14 protein-coding genes are annotated in these 16,674 nt (G+C 73.3%); 8 read left to right on the plus strand and 6 right to left on the minus strand.

The window, feature by feature from the left end; all coding sequences use genetic code 11:
- Positions 1–4 precede the first annotated feature (4 nt).
- A complete protein-coding gene (locus ACZ4IF_RS18460; RefSeq protein ID WP_467564061.1) occupies positions 5–925 on the plus strand; it encodes an acyl-CoA dehydrogenase family protein in 921 nt (306 codons plus the stop codon).
- 479 nt (positions 926–1,404) lie between these two features.
- Positions 1,405–1,866, plus strand: coding sequence for an ATP-binding protein (locus ACZ4IF_RS18465; protein WP_467564063.1), 462 nt, complete (start codon positions 1,405–1,407; stop codon positions 1,864–1,866).
- Positions 1,867–2,594: 728 nt separating this feature from the next.
- Here ACZ4IF_RS18465 and ACZ4IF_RS18470 read toward each other — a convergent pair.
- Positions 2,595–3,530 (minus strand): cyclase family protein, encoded by a 936-nt coding sequence (locus ACZ4IF_RS18470; protein WP_467564065.1) that lies wholly within the window; start codon positions 3,528–3,530, stop codon positions 2,595–2,597.
- Positions 3,531–3,626: 96 nt separating this feature from the next.
- On the opposite strand from ACZ4IF_RS18470, the gene ACZ4IF_RS18475 reads away from it, so the two are divergent.
- From ACZ4IF_RS18475 to ACZ4IF_RS18485, 3 genes are all read left to right on the plus strand, one after another.
- Positions 3,627–4,538: an SDR family NAD(P)-dependent oxidoreductase gene (locus ACZ4IF_RS18475; protein ID WP_095935034.1), complete on the plus strand. Its 912-nt coding sequence runs from the start codon at positions 3,627–3,629 to the stop codon at positions 4,536–4,538.
- A 31-nt stretch (positions 4,539–4,569) separates the two neighbouring features.
- A complete protein-coding gene (locus ACZ4IF_RS18480) occupies positions 4,570–5,718 on the plus strand; it encodes an acyl-CoA dehydrogenase family protein (protein ID WP_467564067.1) in 1,149 nt (382 codons plus the stop codon).
- 77 nt (positions 5,719–5,795) lie between these two features.
- Entirely contained in the window at positions 5,796–6,845 is a 1,050-nt protein-coding gene (locus ACZ4IF_RS18485; RefSeq protein ID WP_467564069.1) for a Zn-dependent alcohol dehydrogenase, read from the plus strand.
- 36 nt (positions 6,846–6,881) lie between these two features.
- On the opposite strand, the gene ACZ4IF_RS18490 is transcribed toward ACZ4IF_RS18485, so the two are convergent.
- Complete coding sequence (locus ACZ4IF_RS18490; protein ID WP_467564071.1) at positions 6,882–7,940, minus strand: GlxA family transcriptional regulator; 1,059 nt, start codon at positions 7,938–7,940, stop codon at positions 6,882–6,884.
- Positions 7,941–8,011: 71 nt separating this feature from the next.
- On the opposite strand from ACZ4IF_RS18490, the gene ACZ4IF_RS18495 reads away from it, so the two are divergent.
- A complete protein-coding gene (locus tag ACZ4IF_RS18495; RefSeq protein ID WP_467564073.1) occupies positions 8,012–9,337 on the plus strand; it encodes an MFS transporter in 1,326 nt (441 codons plus the stop codon).
- A gap of 117 nt (positions 9,338–9,454) precedes the next feature.
- Here ACZ4IF_RS18495 and ACZ4IF_RS18500 read toward each other — a convergent pair whose 3' ends face one another.
- Entirely contained in the window at positions 9,455–10,075 is a 621-nt protein-coding gene (locus tag ACZ4IF_RS18500) for a flavin reductase family protein (protein ID WP_467564075.1), read from the minus strand.
- A 216-nt stretch (positions 10,076–10,291) separates the two neighbouring features.
- Here ACZ4IF_RS18500 and ACZ4IF_RS18505 point away from each other — a divergent pair, with 216 nt between their 5' ends.
- Positions 10,292–11,260: a hypothetical protein gene (locus tag ACZ4IF_RS18505; RefSeq protein ID WP_467564077.1), complete on the plus strand. Its 969-nt coding sequence runs from the start codon at positions 10,292–10,294 to the stop codon at positions 11,258–11,260.
- Between the two features lie 66 nt (positions 11,261–11,326).
- Here the strand turns inward: ACZ4IF_RS18505 and ACZ4IF_RS18510 are convergent, their stop codons facing one another.
- From ACZ4IF_RS18510 to ACZ4IF_RS18520, 3 genes are all read right to left on the minus strand, one after another.
- Positions 11,327–12,232 carry an enoyl-CoA hydratase/isomerase family protein gene (locus tag ACZ4IF_RS18510; protein WP_467564079.1) on the minus strand — a complete coding sequence of 302 codons (906 nt, stop codon included), beginning with the start codon at positions 12,230–12,232 and terminating at the stop codon, positions 11,327–11,329.
- Between the two features lie 49 nt (positions 12,233–12,281).
- A complete protein-coding gene (locus tag ACZ4IF_RS18515) occupies positions 12,282–14,507 on the minus strand; it encodes an acetate--CoA ligase family protein (protein ID WP_467564081.1) in 2,226 nt (741 codons plus the stop codon).
- Between the two features lie 212 nt (positions 14,508–14,719).
- On the minus strand, positions 14,720–16,231 hold the full coding sequence (locus ACZ4IF_RS18520; protein ID WP_467564082.1) for a flavin monoamine oxidase family protein: 1,512 nt from the start codon (positions 16,229–16,231) through the stop codon (positions 14,720–14,722).
- Positions 16,232–16,515: 284 nt separating this feature from the next.
- Here ACZ4IF_RS18520 and ACZ4IF_RS18525 point away from each other — a divergent pair, with 284 nt between their 5' ends.
- Positions 16,516–16,656: a hypothetical protein gene (locus ACZ4IF_RS18525; RefSeq protein ID WP_467564084.1), complete on the plus strand. Its 141-nt coding sequence runs from the start codon at positions 16,516–16,518 to the stop codon at positions 16,654–16,656.
- Positions 16,657–16,674 lie beyond the last annotated feature (18 nt).

Genomic DNA, 16,674 nt, shown 5'->3' on the forward strand with positions numbered 1-16,674 from the left:
CGCCATGGACTTCCAACTCACGGACGATCAGCAGGCGTTGCGGTCCGGCGTGCGGGAGCGGCTGGCGGCACGCTTCGGCCGCGACGCACTGCGTGCCGCCGTCGACGACGGGCCGCCGCGCCTGGATGCGGCCCTGTGGCGCGAGCTCGGCGAGGCGGGGTTCTTCGCCCTGCGGCTGCCGGAGGCCGAGGGCGGCGTCGGGCTGGGTCTTCCGGAAGCGGTGCTCGTCTTCGAGGAGGCGGGACGGGTGCTGCTGCCCGGGCCGCTGATCGCGACGCACCTCGCGGCGGGGGCCGTGGCGGGGGCCGCCACCGGCGAGACGGTGGTGACCGCCGTCGACGGAGGTCTCGTGGAGTGGCTGGAGGCGGCCGACGCGGTACGCGGGGACGCGGCGGGCGCCGAATCACTGTCCTCGGTGGACCCGCTCACCCCGCTGCACAAGGTGCCCGTGCCCCCGGCCCGGGACCGTGAGGACGGCCGGGAGACGGGCCGGGACGGTGCCGCGCGGCTCCTCACCTCGCTCCTCACCGCCGCGGAGCAGCTCGGCAGCGCCGCCCGCACCTGCGAGCTGGCCGTGCAACACGCCCGGACGCGCGAGCAGTTCGGTCAGCCGATCGGCGCCTTCCAGGCGGTGAAGCACCTGTGCGCGCAGATGCTGGTGCGGGCGGAGGTGGCGCGCGCGGCCGTCTACGCGGCCGCCGTGACCGCGGATCCGGTGGACGTCGCCGCGGCCCGGGTGCTCGCCGACGAGGCCGCCGTGCGCGGCGCCCGCGACTGCCTCCAGGTGCACGGCGGCATGGGCTTCACCTGGGAGTCCGACGTCCACCTCCATCTGAAGAGGGCGTGGGTGCGGACGTACCGTGCGGGCGGCGCTACCGAGAGTGAGGAGATTCTGTCCGGTGACCTTTCCGTGGCGATCGCCTGAAAGGCCCCCTGGGCAGGCATGTCACGGGAAGAGGCCAAGAAATGTCGCGGATCGTGGCATACCGGAATTACGGAGCGTTGATATCGGGTTGTGTCCTAGGCGTGACTTGTCACGGCCTGGAGTCGGCGCCGGGCTCGGGTACCTTGTGTGGGATGCGAGTGGTTCTGAGGCTGAGCCATCCCGGTGTTGCCCGCGAGGCGGCGCCGGATCCGGCGATGCGTGCCGCTCGTGAGGCGGGCCGGGCCCCCGAGCCCGCCTGTTCGACTCCCCACGGCGAGCGTCGCACAGTATGCCGCACGCGTACTCCTTCGCGCTGGAATATGCCCGAAGCGCTTGTTGGGGTGACTGTACGTCAACCATGCTGTCTCGTAAGGGAATCACGTTCCGTGATCCTTGTTCTGGCCATGCAGAAAATGGCTACGATCGTGGCCCTTGTGAGGCGCGAGGCGATGTGTCCGCCGGTTCGGATGGTGTGAGCGGTGCAGGTGCTTCAAGTGCAGCTGGAGATCCGGCCCGACCCCGCGGAGGTGGGGCGAGCCCGGCGATGGGCCAGGTCGAGGCTCGCCGGGTCCGGCATAGGGGCCGATGAACCACTCGCCGAGACGCTGATCCTGCTCGTCTCCGAACTCGTCACCAATGCCGTGGTGCACACCGGCTGTCCCGCCGTGCTGCGGCTGTCCCTGCCGGGCGGGTGCGAGGCGGCCACCGTCCGCCTGGAGGTGGCGGACACGAGTGCCCGGCCCCCGATCCCCCGCCATGCCGAGGGCGACGAGACCAATGGCCGCGGCCTGGAGCTTGTCGACGGACTCGCGGACCGCTGGGGCTGGAACCCCGAAGGCGTCGGCAAGCGGATCTGGTGCGAGGTGGACCGCTGCGCACCGGGAGCCTCGACGGGTGCCGCCCATCCGGGCTACGAGGACTTCGCGTACGAGGCTGTCTAGGGCCTGTCTCCCCGGCCGGACGACGGTCCAGGGCCCGCCTTCCGGGCCGCCCGTGCCACCCACCGCGCGCAGCCGGGGTCGCGTCGGGCCCGCGGGGCCGTGAGCGCCTTCGTCGCGCCGAGCTCGCCGTGCCGTGATGCGCCGCTGCCGCCCCGTCATGCCCCCCGATGCTCCGCATTGCCGGCTTCTCCGGTCCGACGCGGCCGGTCCGCCCCGTCCGGAGCGCGGGGTGCACGATCCGGGCACATGCGCACGGGCCCGCGATGCCGGGCCGCGGTCGCGGCCGAATGCGCCGGGGTGTGCTTCCGTCCGTGCTGTCGCAAAAAGGGATTTACGTGGATGAACCGCCGAACGGGTGTTGACGTCGCGTGTCCGTTTGATCACGCTTGTGGTCAGCGATTCGCCGCGAGGGGACGGCGAGGGTTCCGGTGACGGGAGCCCTCGGCGAGTGTGAGTCGCATTCGGCGTCGGCTCCTCCCCGGGCCAGGAGGAGCAGGGCGGGTACGCCGGAGCCGGATGGCGGCGCGCAGTGCCGTGCTCGGGGCGCGCAGTGACGCGCCGCCAGCCGATCCAGGTCCCCGGTGCTTCGCGGCGGCGGCCGACGCGGGCCGAGGGTGGTTCTCGACGGCGGCCGGCGCGGGCCGACGGTGGTTCCCGGTCGGCCTCGGGGTGTCTCGTTTCGCGGCGGCGGCCGGTGGCCGGCCGCCGTGCCGCATGACGGACGGCCCTCAGAGCACCGCGACCGGTGCCACCGGAGTCCCCGTGCCGCCGACGAAGGGCTCGGGCATGGCCGACAGCAGGAACGCGTAGCGCCCCTCTTCTCCACAGGCTGTGGACAACTCTTCGAGATTCCAGTTCTGGCCCTGGAGCATCCCCATCTCGACCAGGTCGAGCGCGTGCACGGGCAGCCACAGGTCCTCGATCTCGGGCGGGAAGATCTCGAAGGTGAGGGTGTCGTTCGCGACCGCCGCGACGTCGCGTGCGTGGAACCACTCCGGGGTGTGCACCGACAGGCCCGGTGAGGGATAGCCGTAAGCGTGCTTGTCCCCGGCGAGATACACCTGGACCTGGCCCGTGCGCACCAGGACGACGTCGCCCGCCCGGACCCGTGTGCCCGCCAGCTCCTCGGCGGCGTCCAGGTCGTCGGGCGTCACGGCGTGCCCGCCGTCGAGGCGCTCCACGCCCCGCGCCCGCGCGACGTCGAGCAGGACGCCCCGGGAGACGACGTGCCGCGGCTTGTCGATCCCGCTGAACTCGGCGCCGCCGTGCGGGGTGACCGTGCCGGCCGGGCGGCCGTTGTAGATCTTCCCCGAGTGGGAGACGTGGGTGAGGGCGTCCCAGTGGGTGCCCGCCTGGAGCCCCATGGTCACGGCGTCGTCGCTGCACGCGACGGTCCCGGGGCCGAAGAGCTCCTGGTTGATCTGCACCATGACGTGCAGCGGATTGACGCGTCCCGGGATCATGCCGGTCTGTACGCCGTCCTGCCTCAGGGGCAGCGCCAGCGGCACACGGCGTCCCGAGCGCACGCTCGCGGCGGCCTGCCGTACGACCTCGTCGGTGATCAGGTTCAGCGTCCCGATCTCGTCGCCCGACCCCCAACGGCCCCAGTTGTTCACGCGCTTGGCGATCTCGTGGAACTCCGGACGGAGCGCCGGCTGCGACATGAGTCCTCCCCGGGGGCTTGTCTCCAGGTATCTGACGGGTCGTAGAATCCGAGTTGAATCTAACGGACCGTCAGAAACTGCGGGAAGGGGCCGGGCGTGGGGAACTTCTTGGCAGGCAAGGTCGTCGCCGTCACGGGAGGCGGACGGGGGATCGGCCGGGCCGTCGCCCTCGCCGCCGCGGCGGCGGGCGCGCGGGTCGTCGTCAACGACTACGGCGTGTCCGTCGAGGGCGCCGAGCCCACCAGCTCGGTCGCCGAGGCCGTCGTCAAGGAGATCGAGGCGGCCGGCGGGGATGCGGTGGCCGTCGCCGACGACATCTCGACCATGGCGGGCGGGCAGCGCGTCGTGGACACCGCGCTCGCCTCGTACGGACGGATCGACGGCGTGGTGTGCGTGGCGGGGATCCTGCGTGAGCGGATGCTGTTCAACATGTCCGAGCAGGAGTGGGACCCGGTGGTCGCCACCCATCTGAAGGGCACGTTCACGCTGTTCCGGGCCGCCTCCGCGGTGATGCGCAAACAGGGCTCGGGCACGCTGATCGGTTTCACCAGCGGCAACCATCAGGGGTCCGTCTCGCAGGCCAACTACAGTGCGGCGAAGGGCGGGATCATCTCGCTCGTCCGCAGCGCGGCGCTGGGGCTGCACAAGTACGGAGTGACGGCCAACGCGGTCGCGCCGGTCGCCCGGACCCGCATGTCCGCGGGCGTCCCCATGGAGCTCAAGGAGATCGGCGAGCCGGAGGACGTCGCCGCGCTGGTCGTCTACCTGCTGTCCGACCGGGCGCGCGAGGCCCGGATCACCGGCCAGGTGTACACGATCGCCGGTCCCAAGATCGCGGTGTGGGCGCAGCCCCGCGAACTGCGCGCCGGGTACGCGGACGGCACCTGGACCCCCGAGCGGATCGCCGACTTCCTGCCGGGCACCGTGGGCGTCGACCCGATGCCGCTGCTGGAGCAGGTCGAGGCCATGGCGCGGGCGGCGGCCGACAAGGCACGACCGAACGCGTGAGGGCCCTGGCGGACGGGGAGGGGGAGCGCGCATGGAGTTCGGATTCGGCGCCGAGGACGAGGAGTTCCGGCACGAGGCACGGGCGTGGCTGGCGGCACACCTCACCGGCCGGCCCCAGCGCCGGGACTGGGAGCGGGAGCTCGGCCGGGGCGGCTGGATCGGCCTCGGATGGGGCGAGGACGGGTACGGCAACCGGCGGGCGAGCCTGATCCAGCAGGTCGTCTGGGCCGAGGAGTACGCCCGCGCGAAGGCGCCCGCCCGCTCGGGACACATCGGGGAGAACCTGCTCGCCCCGACCCTCGTCGCGCACGGCACACCGGAGCAGAAGTCCCGTTTCCTGCCGCCCGTCGCCCGCGGCGACGAACTCTGGTGCCAGGGCTACAGCGAGCCGGGCGCGGGCTCGGACCTCGCCGCCGTGCGGACCGCGGCCGTACGGGACGGCGGCTCGTACCGCGTCACCGGGCAGAAGATCTGGACCTCGCTGGCCCACGAGGCCGACTGGTGCTTCGTGCTGGCCCGCACCGGGGCCGGCTCCGTCCGCCACCACGGCCTGTCCTTCCTGCTCGTCCCGATGGACCAGCCCGGCCGCGTCGAGGTCCGCCCGATCCGGCAGCTCACCGGCACGAGCGAGTTCAACGAGGTCTTCTTCGACGGGGCGGTGGCGCGCGCCGAGCACCTGGTCGGCGGCGAGGGCCACGGCTGGCGCGTCGCGATGAGCCTCCTCGGCTTCGAGCGGGGAGTCTCCACACTGGCCCAGCAGATCGGGTTCGCCGAGGAGTTGGGGCGCGTCGTGGAGGCGGCCGTGGCGACCGGGGCGGTCACCGATCCCGTCGTGCGCGACCTGCTCGTGCGCCAGTGGGCCGAGCTGCGCACCATGCGCTGGAACGCCCTGCGCACGCTCGGCGGCCCGGACGCGGGCGGCACGGGGGCGCCCAGCGTGGCGAAGCTGCTGTGGGGCGGCTGGCACCGGCGCCTCGGCGAACTGGCGATGCGGGTACGGGGCGCCGCGGCGGCGGTGGGACCGGTGGACTGGTCGGCCGCGGCACCGTACGAACTGGACGCGCTCCAGCACCTGTTCCTGTTCAGCCGGGCCGACACCGTCTACGGCGGCTCGGACGAGGTGCAGCGCACGATCATCGCCGAGCGCGTGCTCGGCCTGCCGAAAGAGCCCAGGGGATAGCCCCGGGACACGAACCCACGGGAGGGCCCCGGGACCGGAACCCGGTGGCGGCCCGGGACAGAGGGGAGCACGGCGCGATGCGAGGCGTGATCTTCGACGGGAAGCAGACCCAGGTCGTGGACGACCTGGAGGTACGGGAGCCGGGTCCCGGCGAGGTGCGGGTCGCCCTCTCCGCGGCCGGACTCTGCCACAGCGATCTCTCCGTGGTGGACGGGACCATCCCGTTCCCCGTGCCCGTGGTGCTCGGGCACGAGGGCGCGGGAGTGGTGGAGAAGACCGGCGACGGCGTCACCCACGTCCGGCCGGGCGACCATGTGTCACTGTCCACGCTGGCCAACTGCGGCGCCTGCGCGGAGTGCGACCGGGGGCGGCCGACGATGTGCCGCAAGGCGATCGGAATGCCGCAGCAGCCGTTCACGCGGGCCGGGCGGCCGCTGTACCAGTTCGCCGCCAACTCGGCCTTCGCGGAACGCACGGTCGTGAAGGCGGTGCAGGCGGTCCGGATCCCCGAGGACATCCCGCTGACGTCCGCCGCGCTCATCGGATGCGGGGTCCTGACCGGTGTCGGCGCGGTCCTCAACCGCGCCCGGGTGGACCGGGGCGACAGCGTCGTCGTGATCGGCACCGGAGGCATCGGTCTCAACGTGCTGCAGGGCGCGCGGATCGCGGGCGCCCTGAAGGTCGTCGCGGTCGACGCCAACCCGGTGAAGGAGTCCGCCGCCCGCCGGTTCGGCGCGACGCACTTCCTGACCTCGACGGAGCGGGTGAAGGACATCCTGCCGACCGGCGCCGACCACGTCTTCGAGTGCGTCGGCCGGGTCGAACTCGTCCGCGAGGCCGTCGACCTGCTCGACCGCCACGGGCAGGCGGTACTGCTCGGGGTGCCGCCGGCGACGGCCGAGGCGTCCTTCCTCGTCTCCTCCCTGTTCCTGGACAAGTCGATCCTGGGCTGCCGCTACGGTTCCTCCCGCCCGCAGCGCGACATCGCGCTCTACGCGGAGCTGTACCGCGAGGGCCGTCTGCTGCTGGACGAGCTGGTCACGGCGACGTACCCGGTGGAGGACTTCGACAAGGCCGCGGAGGACGCGCACCAGGGGAGGGTGGCGAGGGCGGTGCTGACCTTCTAGCCCCCGGGCGCCGCGACCGGGCGGCCGCCGCCCCGCTCACCGGCCCGGCGCGGACGGCGTGAGGGAGTCGCCGGAGCCCGCGTCGCCGCCGGGCCCGGGGCCGGTGCTCCCTGCCCGGAACGTCCGCCGGTACACGGTGGGTGTGACCCCGAGCGCCGCCTGGAGGTGCTGGCGCATCGACTGCGCCGTGCCGAAGCCCGCGTCCCGCGCCACCTGGTCGATGGACAGGTCGCTGGACTCCAGCAGGTGCCTGGCCCGTTCGACGCGCTGCTGGGTGAGCCACTGCCCGGGGCTGACGCCGACCTCCTCGCGGAAGCGGCGGGTGAAGGTGCGCACCGACATGGCCTCCTGCTCGGCCATGTCGCGCAGCTGGATCGGCTCGTGCAGGCGGCCGAGCGCCCAGGCGCGGGCCGCGGTGGTGGTGGCCGCCTGCGCCTCCGGGACCGGGCGCTGGATGTACTGCGCCTGGCCGCCGTCGCGGTGCGGCGGTACGACCGTGCGGCGGGCCACCTCGTTGGCGACGGCGGCACCGTGGTCCCGGCGCACGAGATGGAGGCAGAGGTCGATCCCGGCCGCGACCCCGGCGGAGGTGAGGACGTCGCCGTCGTCGACGAACAGGACGTCCGGGTCGACCTGGATCTTCGGGAAGAGCTGCTGGAAGTGGTCCGCGTGCATCCAGTGCGTGGTGGCGGGGCGCCCGTCGAGCCGGCCGGCGGCGGCGAGGATGTAGCCGCCGATGCAGATGGAGACGAGCCGGGTGCCGGGGCGGATGCGGGCGAAGGCCGAGGCCAGCTCGGGGGTGAGGACGCCGTCCTCGTAGACCGGGCCGAGCTCGTACGACGTGGGGACCACCACGGTGTCGGCGGTGTCGAGGGACTCCGGTCCGTTCGCGACGAGGACGGCGAAGTCGGCGTCCGTCTCGACCGGGCCGGGCGCCCGGACCGAGCAGGTGACGACCTCGTAGAGGGGCCGGCCCTCGGCGTCCCGTGCCTTGCCGAAGATCCGCTGCGGGATGCCCAGCTCGAAGGGCATCAGGCCGTCGAGCGCGAGGATGGCGACGCGGTGCCGCCGGTGCGGTGCCTGAGGTTCGGTCATGGCCCGATCCTAACGAATGCTGTCCCTCGGGCCAGTGGTTCGCGCGGAGCCCGTCCCCGAAGCTCTATGTCGTGACCCAGACAACCGAAGCCGCCGCGCCCGTCGAGGACCCCCGACCCGCACGCCCCTTTGGCGCGCACCGCATCCACCGCGCCTGGTTCGTCGCCGCCGTCACCTTCGTGACGATCATCGGCGCGGCGGCTTTCCGCTCGCTGCCGGGACTGCTGATCGATCCGCTGCACCAGGAGTTCCACTGGTCGCGCGGCACGATCGGAGCCGCCGTCTCGGTCAACCTCGCGCTGTACGGGCTGACGGCGCCGTTCGCCGCCGCGCTGATGGACCGCTTCGGCATCCGGCGCGTGGTCGCCGTCGCGCTGACGGTGATCGCGCTCGGCTCCGGTCTCACCGTGTGGATGACGGCGGCCTGGCAACTGCTGCTGTGCTGGGGCCTGCTCGTGGGCCTGGGCTCCGGCTCGATGGCCCTGGCCTTCGCCGCGACGGTCACCAACCGCTGGTTCACCGAGCGCAAGGGCCTGGTGACGGGCATCCTGACGGCCGCCTCGGCGTCCGGCCAGCTGATCTTCCTGCCGGTGCTGTCCTGGATCGTCGAGGAGCACGACTGGCGTCCCGCCGCGGTCACCGTCTCCCTCGCCGCCCTCGCGGTCGTCCCCTTCGTGTGGCTGCTGCTGCGCGACCACCCGGCGGACATGGGCCAGAAGCCGTACGGTGCCACGGAGTTCGTGCCGAAGCCCGAGCCGGTGCCCGGAGCCGCCCGGCGCGCGGTGACCGTCCTGCTCTCCGCCGTCCGCACGGGACCCTTCTGGCTGCTCGCCGGAACCTTCGCGATCTGCGGCGCCTCCACGAACGGCCTCGTGCAGACCCACTTCGTGCCCGCGGCCCACGACCACGGCATGCCCGTCACGGCGGCCGCCTCGCTCCTCGCGGTCGTCGGTGTCTTCGACGTCGTCGGCACGGTCGCCTCGGGCTGGTTCACCGACCGCTTCGAGCCCCGCCGGCTGCTGGCCGTGTACTACGCGCTGCGCGGCATCTCGCTGCTGTTCCTGCCGATGCTCCTCGCCCCGAGCGTGCACCCGCCGATGATCTTCTTCATCGTCTTCTACGGCCTCGACTGGGTCGCCACGGTCCCGCCCACGCTGGCCCTGTGCCGTGAGCAGTACGGCGAGGACAGCGCCATCGTCTTCGGCTGGGTCCTCGCCTCCCACCAGGTCGGCGCCGCCCTCGTCGCCTTCCTCGGCGGTGTCGCGCGGGACACCTTCGGCTCGTACGACGTCGTCTGGTACGCCTCGGGCGCGCTGTGCGCGGCGGCGGCGCTGATGGCGCTGGTGATCCGGCGCAGGCGTCCGGTGGCGGGCGCACCCGCGGCCGCGCTCGCGTGACGGTCGGGGGTGCCTGGGAGCCGCGGTCCACGTGAGGGCCGCGGCTGTCGTCCCGGCCGCGGTCCACCTGTCGGTCGCGGGCCGTGTGCCGGTCGCGTTCCTCGTGCCGGCCGCGGTCTAGAGGAAGCGGCCCTTGTGGAAGAGCAGCGGTGCCGCGTCGTCGGCGCCGGTGCCGAGGGCGTCCACCCGGCCCACCACGATCAGATGGTCCCCGCCCGTGTGCACCGCGTGGATCGTGCAGTCGATCCAGGCCGCGGCCCCCGCGAGCCGCGGCGAGCCGGAGACCGGCGCCGCGTCGTACGGGACCCCGGCGAACTTGTCCGCGCCGCTGACCGCGAAGCCGCGGCACAGATCGCCCTGGCGGGCTTCGAGGACGTTCACGCAGAAGACTCCCGCGCGGGCGATCCGTGGCCAGGTCGTCGACGTACGGCCGACCATGAAGCAGACCAGCGGGGGGTCGAGGGAGAGCGAGGCGAAGGACTGGCAGGCGAACCCCGCCGGCCCCGCCGGTGCCTCGTGATCCGTCGCCCCGGTGTCCGGGGCGGTGACCACGGTGACGCCGCTGGCGAAGTTGCCGAGCACCCGGCGGAACTCGGCCTGGTCGACCGGCGCGCGTTCGTCGTCGCCGACCGCGCGGAGGTCCGGTCGCGGCAGCGCCTCGACGGGCCCCGCGGCGGTGGGGGCCCCGGCCGACCGGAGGTAGCGGACGGCGGCTGCGGCCATCCCTGCGTGTCCCATCACATACCCCATTGAAGCTGACGGTTCGTCAGATTGGAAGGGGTGGGGTGACGGAAGGAGGGGCGGGACGGGAGGTGCGGGGCGGAAGGGGTCCGGGGGAGCGATGCCGAGCGGCGGCGGAGGCGCGGCGGACGGACCCGGCGTGCGGGCGTGCGGGCCGGGGCGGTCGGTGAACCCCTCGTGTGCCGTCGCGCACCGGCCGCGTATCTTTCGCCCATGGGGTGGGGAGACACGGGTCGGCCCAGGCGTCCGCGGCTGACATGGGACAACGCCGAACTGAACGCCGCCGCCGCGGTCTGTGCCGTACAGCTCGCGGCGGCCGCCACGGTCTGGTGGGTCGGGACGTTCGACGACGACGATCACGGGGCCGGGACCGGCGGCGCACTCGCCGCCGCGGGCCTGCTGTGCATGGTCGTCCTCGGCCCGCTGCTGCTCGCCGCGCTCGGCATGCTGCACGCGGCCGTCCACACGATGCCGGCCGCCACGCTGGCCCGGCTGACGACCCGGCGCGCCCCCGGTCCCGAGACCGTCCGGCACCTGGCGTCCGTGATCCTCCTGGGCGCCCTGTGGGCCACCGGCGCCGTCACCCTCGGCGGTCTCCCGCCCACCGGCGCACCCGCCCTGCTCCTCGCCGCCTCCGGGATCCTGCCCGCGCTGGGCGTCGGATACGTCCGGCGGCGGGCGCGCGCCACCGGCCGCGCGTCACGCGTCCGTCGCATCTGGTCCCGCTCCGCGCTCGCCGCCCTCGCGGCATGCGCCCTGGTCGCGACGGCCGGCGCGGTGGGACTGTCCACGGGACTGATCGAGGAGTACGAGCCCCCGGCGCTGACCACCGCACAGCTCGTCGGGGTCTGGCACGGCGACGGCGGCGCGGTGCTGCGGTTGCGGTCCGACGGCCGTGCCGACCTCGCCAAGCTGCCCGCCGAGCCCGAGTTCGACGACGTCGCGCAGCGGGACTTCACCCGCTGCGACGGGACGGGCAGCTGGTTCCTGGACACCGAGGGCCGCTACGACCCTTACGCGGGCGGGGACGGGCCCGAGGTGCGGGACGGCGTCGTCGTACGCGTGAAGGACTGCGGCCATGACACCTACTGGACCATCGGGGGCAGTGAGAGCGGCCCCGAACTGTTCGTGCTCTTCGGCGACCCGGACAGCGGCGACCTGCGCGTCCTGACCCGCGACTAGAGGAGGGGGCTGTCCGCCGCCGGGCCGACGGCGGATGCCGAGCGGCCCACGGCGGATGCCGACGGCTCAGCGGCCCTCGAAGCGGGGGGTGCGCCGTTCCACGAAACTCGTGACACCCTCGACGGCGTCCGCCGTCGTCATGTTGATCTCCTGCGCGGCCGCCTCCGCGGCGAAGGCCGTCGCGCGGTCGGTGTCGAGAGAGGCGTTGACCAACTGCTTGGTGAGGGCCAGCGCACGGGTCGGGCCGGCGGCGAGCCGCTCCGCCCACTCGCGTGCGGTCTTCTCCAGGTCGTCCGGCGGCACGACCCTGTTGACGAGCCCGATCCGCTCCGCGTCCGCGGCCGACAGCGCGTCGCCGAAGAACATCAGCTCCTTCGCGCGCTGCGGACCGACGAGCCGCGGCAGCAGATGGGCGCCGCCGCCGTCGGGGACCAGGCCGCGGCGCACGAACACCTCGATGAACCGTGCCGGTTCCGCCGCGAGCACGAGGTCGCACGCGAAGGCGAGGTGCGCGCCGATCCCGGCCGCCGTGCCGTTGACGGCCGCGATCACCGGCTTCTCGCAGTCGAGGACGGCGGCGATCAGGCGCTGCGCGCCGAGCCGGATCGTCCGGGCGACGTCGCCGGCGACCCGCTCCCCGGTGGGCGGGCCGCCGCGCAGGTCCGCGCCCGCGCAGAAGCCGCGCCCCCGCGCGGTGATCACGACGGCCCGCACGGCGGGGTCGGCGGACGCCTCGGTGAGCAGCGCGATCAGCCGCTCCCGCTGGTCCCAGGTGAGGGCGTTCATCGCCTCGGGCCGGTTGAGGGTGATCCACGCGACGGCGTTGTCAGTGGCGTGAAGTATCAATGAGTCGAGGGCGTTCTCGGACTGTTGGGATGTTTCCGACGGTTCGCGGGCCTCGCGTGGTCCAGGCGTTTCGCGCGGGCCGGCGGACCCACGGGATTCCGGGGATTCACGGGGGGAGTCGGACATGGGGGTACTCCGATGCGTGCGGGGGACGGTGGGCCGTGCGGAGGGCCGGTCAGTGGCAGACCACCATGGCGTCCAGGGCCACCGCGCCCTGCCCGCGCGGCAGCACCATCAGCGGATTGATGTCCAGCTCCGCGACGTCGTCGCCGAGTTCGAGGGCCATCCGCTGCACGCGCAGGGCGACCTCGACGAGCGCGTCGACGTCCACCGGCGGCCCACCGCGCACCCCGTCGAGCAGGGCTCGCCCCCGCAGCTCGGACAGCATCGCCCGCGCCTGGTCCTCACCGAAGGGCGGCACGCGCACGGCCGTGTCCCGCAGCACCTCGACGAGAACACCGCCGAGTCCCACGGTCACGGTCGGCCCGAAGAGCGGGTCGTGGGTGACGCCGACGACCATCTCGACACCCCGCTCGACCATCTGGCACACGAGCACACCGTCGAGCGAGATCCCCTCGTAGCGTGCGATGTCGGTCAGCTCGCGATAGGCGTCGCGGACCTGGCTGGCGGAGGTCAGCCCCACCTTGACCAGGCCGAGTTCGGTCTTGTGGGCGATCTGCGCGCCGGAGGCCTTCATGACGACCGGGTAGCCGACCAGGCTCGCCGCCCGTACGGCCGCGGCCGCGCTGGTCACCAGTTGCTCGCGCGGCACCCTGATGCCGTAGGCGCGGAGCAGCTGCTTGGCCGCGTGCTCGCTCAGCTGCTGGCCGGGGCGCATCAGTGCCTGCGCCTTGCGGAAGGAGGGCGAGGGCGTGCGGGGCGCCTCGTCGAAGGGGGAGCGGTAGGCCGCGACGAACCGGTGGTGGTCCAGGTGGGCGCGGACGGCGGTGATGCAGTTGGCGAAGGTGCGGAAGGTGGCGACCCGCGAGGACCCGAGCAGTGTCTCGCGGTAGGCGGCCTCCGTTCCGACCGGCGACCCCCACACCACGCACACCAGCTTGTCCGTCTGCTCCGCCGCGTCCACCAGATCCCGGGCGAGCCGGTCGCTCATCGGCGGGAAGGGGCCGGTGATGGGGCAGATCAGCACCCCCACGGAAGGGTCGGCGAGGATCGCGTCGATGATCTTCCGGCCGCGCCAGTCGCCCACGGGATGCCCGCCGTTGTCGACGGGGTTGGTGACGTTCAGGTAGTCGGGTATCCACTGGTGCAGCTCGGCCTGCTTCTCCTCGGACAGCGTGGGCAGCGCGAGCCCGGCCTCGCTCGCCAGGTCCGCGAAGTGCGCGCCCGTGCCGCCCGAGATCGAATAGACGACGACGCCGTCGGCGTGCGGGGTGCGTGCCCGTGCCAGCAGGGCGGCGGTGTCCTGGAGCTCGTCGAGCCCGTCGACGCGGATCACTCCGTACTGCCGCATGGCCGCGTCCACCACCGCGTCGGCCCCGGTCAGCTTGCCGGTGTGCGAGGCGGCCGTGCGGGCGCCGGTCTCGGTGCGGCCGACCTTGACCGCGACGACGGGCACCCCGCGCCGGGCCGCGCGGTCCGCGGCGAGCAGGAAGGAACGGCCGTCCTTGAGGCCCTCGACGTAGCAGGCGATGGCCCCGATGCCGGGCTGTTCGGAGAAGTAGGAGATGAAGTCGGCGGTCTCCAGGTCGGCCTCGTTGCCGGTGGGTGCCCAGTGGGAGAGCCGGACGCCCAGCTCCTGCAGGGCGAACACCGGGCGCCCCTGGTGCCCCGACTGGGTGATGAGCGCGATCGCCGGACCCGCCAGGTCGTCGCGGAAGTGCTCGAAGGCGTTGAGGTTCGTGTTGGGGCCGAGCAGGCGGAGCCCGGAGCGCCGGACGGCGGCGGCGAGACGGTCCTGCGCCTCGGCGCCGTCGGCTCCGGTCTCGGCGAATCCGGAGGCGAAGGCGACGGCGAACCTCACCTTGGCCTGGGCCAGTTCCTCGATCACGGGGAGGGGGTCGCCGACGAGCAGCACGGCGAGATCGACCTGCTCGGGCAGGTCGGCGACGGAGGGGAAGCAGGGGACGCCGAAGACGGACCGGCGGGTGGGGTGCACGGGGTGCAGCCGGGCGCCGACCCGCTCCGCCCAGGCGATGAGCTGCCGGGTGATGCCGGTGTTGGGCCGTCCCTCGGTGTCCGAGGCGCCGACCACGGCCACGGACTCGGGACGGAAGAAGCGGTCCAGGTCGGGGACGTCGGCGTACAGCGGACGCCCGCTGACGTCCAGGTCGTCGACCTCGGCCGGCCGGCCGTGCACGACCGGCGACGGTTGCTCGCCGCAGGCGATGACCCGGGCCCGGCGGGAGTCGGTGGTGAGGGTGCCGTGGGTTGATCCAAGCATCGGTCCGCCCGCTCCTGTGTGACAGCCAACTTTTAACTGACGCACTGTCAGATTACGCAACTGACGCTGCGTCAGGAACCTTCGTGCAGGCAAAGGCTGTGCGCGAGGACGGGGTGCGGTGGTGCGGCCTCGTCCCCGGTGGCCCGGCGGGAGGCGCGTGCGGGGTACGGCGGGTACGTGGTTCGTACCCGCCGCCCGGCCGGGCGGAACCGTCACAGCGTCGCCAGGACCTCCTTCGCCACGCGCTCGCCCGAGCGGACGGCGCCGTCCATGTAGCCGTTCCAGTAGGTGGAGGTCTCGGTGCCGGCCCAGTGGATGCCGCCGACGGGCCTGCGCAGGGCCGGGCCGTACTCGGTGAGCACCCCGGGCGGGGCGTAGGCGACCGGACCGCCGCGCGAGTACCCCTCGTTGTCCCAGCGCTGGAGCACGAAGGAGGTGGGCGACTTGGCCTTGTCGCCGAAGTACACCGCGTAGTCCTTCAGCACGGCGGCCTTCACCTCGTCGGCCGTCGCGCTGTCGAACGCGCGCATCTCGTCGGCCTCGATGAAGCCCATCAGGGCGCCGTAGGAGGCGTCCGGCGGCGAGTTGTCGAAGGTGGAGCGGACGGTGCCGGTGTCACTGACGACCTGACCGTTGAGGCCGTCGGCGCGCCAGAACGGGGTGTCGTACACGGCGATCGCCTTGCCGATCGACCCCATCGGCAGTCGCTGGCAGAGCTGGTCGCGGTCGGCGGGCAGCAGCGGGTCGTACGCGATGCGTGCGGCCAGTGGCGGCGGGAGCGCCACGACGACGCGCCGCGCGGAGACCGTCGTCCCGTCGGCGGCCACCAGGTATCTGCTGCCGGAGAGCGTGACGGAGCGCACCGGGGCGCCGAGCACCACCCGGTCGCCCAGGGTCGCGGCGAGCTTGACCGGCACCTGCTGGGAGCCGCCGACGAAGCGGGACTCCTGGGCGCCGTTCGCGGTCTCCGTCAGACGCTCCAGGGTGCCGGGGCTGGACTCGTTCCCGGCGGCGGCGATGTAGAACAGCACGAAGAGCAGGGAGAGTTCGCGCGGCTGCGCCGAGAACACGGATGTGCAGGCCACGTCGATGAGGAACTTGGCCGAGGGGACGACCGCCTTGGCGTTCAGCCAGCTCTCGAAGGTCTGCTTGTCCCACTCCGCGGCCTTGGCGGCGGTCCACGGCGCGGCGACGGGAACCTGCTTGGCCATGTCGTCGAGTTCGGCCTGCACGACGGCGGCGTTGGCGAGCCCCGCCAGGTCGACCGGAGGGACCGAGCCGAGCAGGCCGTCGGTGGCGTACGGGGTCCTCTTCCCGTCCTTGTAGAGCAGGTTCTTGCCGGTGTTGTAGGTGGTGAAGGTGGCCACGCCCAGGCTCTCGGCGAGGGCCTTGATCCGGTCCTGGGTGGGGCCGATGAACTCGCCGCCGCCCTCCGTGACACCGCCGTTCGGCAGCTCCAGGTTGACCACCCGGCCGCCGACGCGGTCGCGGGCCTCCAGGACGACCACGGACCGGCCCGCCGCCACCAGGTCGCGGGCCGCGGTCAGCCCCGCGAGTCCGCCGCCGACGACGGCGACGTCGGCCTCGCGGGCGGCGGTGGCGGCCGCGGCGGGGCCCGCTGTCGCGCCGGTGAGGGCCACGCCCGTCGCGGCGGCGCCGCCCAGGACCGAGCGCCGGGAGAGCCGGGCCGCCGGCCGGGGGGTGAGCTGTCTTTCACGTGCCACGTTCATCCTCCGTCGATGCGAGTCGAATCACGAGAGGTGGATGGAGCCGGAACCGGAAAGTGAGCAGGGCTCGCATTCTGGCCCGCGTGACTGGATCGGTACAGCGCCGGCGCCACATCTGACGCGCGGGTAACACAGTTGGTGCGTCGGGGAGTTGACCGCTGCCGCTGCCGCTGCCGCTGCCGCTGCCGCTGCCGCTGCCGCTGCCGCTGCCGCTGCCGCTGCCGCTGCCGCTGCCGCTGCCGCTGCCGCTGCCGCACGCCGGAGACCGGAGGTGCAATCGCATGCTGGAGCTGGAGCTGGAGCTGGAGCTGGAGCTGGAGCTGGAGCTGGAGCCGGAGTCGACGCTGCTCGCCGCAGACCGGAGCCGGAGTCGACGCTGCTCGCCGCAGACCGGAGCCGGAGCCGTAGTCGCACGTGGCTGACCGGAGCCGGAGCCGGAG

This window comes from Streptomyces sp. NPDC025784, from assembly GCF_055558435.1.

Bases quoted from the DNA above. Each gene is read 5' to 3' on its own strand.
- ACZ4IF_RS18460 (WP_467564061.1), top strand. From the start codon at position 5: ATGGACTTCCAACTCACGGACGATCAGCAGGCGTTGCGGTCCGGCGTG.
- ACZ4IF_RS18480 (WP_467564067.1), top strand. From the start codon at position 4,570: ATGGAGTTCGGATTCGGCGCCGAGGACGAGGAGTTCCGGCACGAGGCA.
- ACZ4IF_RS18490 (WP_467564071.1), bottom strand. From the start codon at position 7,940: ATGACCGAACCTCAGGCACCGCACCGGCGGCACCGCGTCGCCATCCTC.
- ACZ4IF_RS18525 (WP_467564084.1), top strand. From the start codon at position 16,516: ATGCTGGAGCTGGAGCTGGAGCTGGAGCTGGAGCTGGAGCTGGAGCTG.
- ACZ4IF_RS18505 (WP_467564077.1), top strand. From the start codon at position 10,292: ATGGGGTGGGGAGACACGGGTCGGCCCAGGCGTCCGCGGCTGACATGG.
- ACZ4IF_RS18470 (WP_467564065.1), bottom strand. From the start codon at position 3,530: ATGTCGCAGCCGGCGCTCCGTCCGGAGTTCCACGAGATCGCCAAGCGC.
- ACZ4IF_RS18515 (WP_467564081.1), bottom strand. From the start codon at position 14,507: ATGCTTGGATCAACCCACGGCACCCTCACCACCGACTCCCGCCGGGCC.
- ACZ4IF_RS18485 (WP_467564069.1), top strand. From the start codon at position 5,796: ATGCGAGGCGTGATCTTCGACGGGAAGCAGACCCAGGTCGTGGACGAC.
- ACZ4IF_RS18500 (WP_467564075.1), bottom strand. From the start codon at position 10,075: ATGGGACACGCAGGGATGGCCGCAGCCGCCGTCCGCTACCTCCGGTCG.
- ACZ4IF_RS18510 (WP_467564079.1), bottom strand. From the start codon at position 12,232: ATGTCCGACTCCCCCCGTGAATCCCCGGAATCCCGTGGGTCCGCCGGC.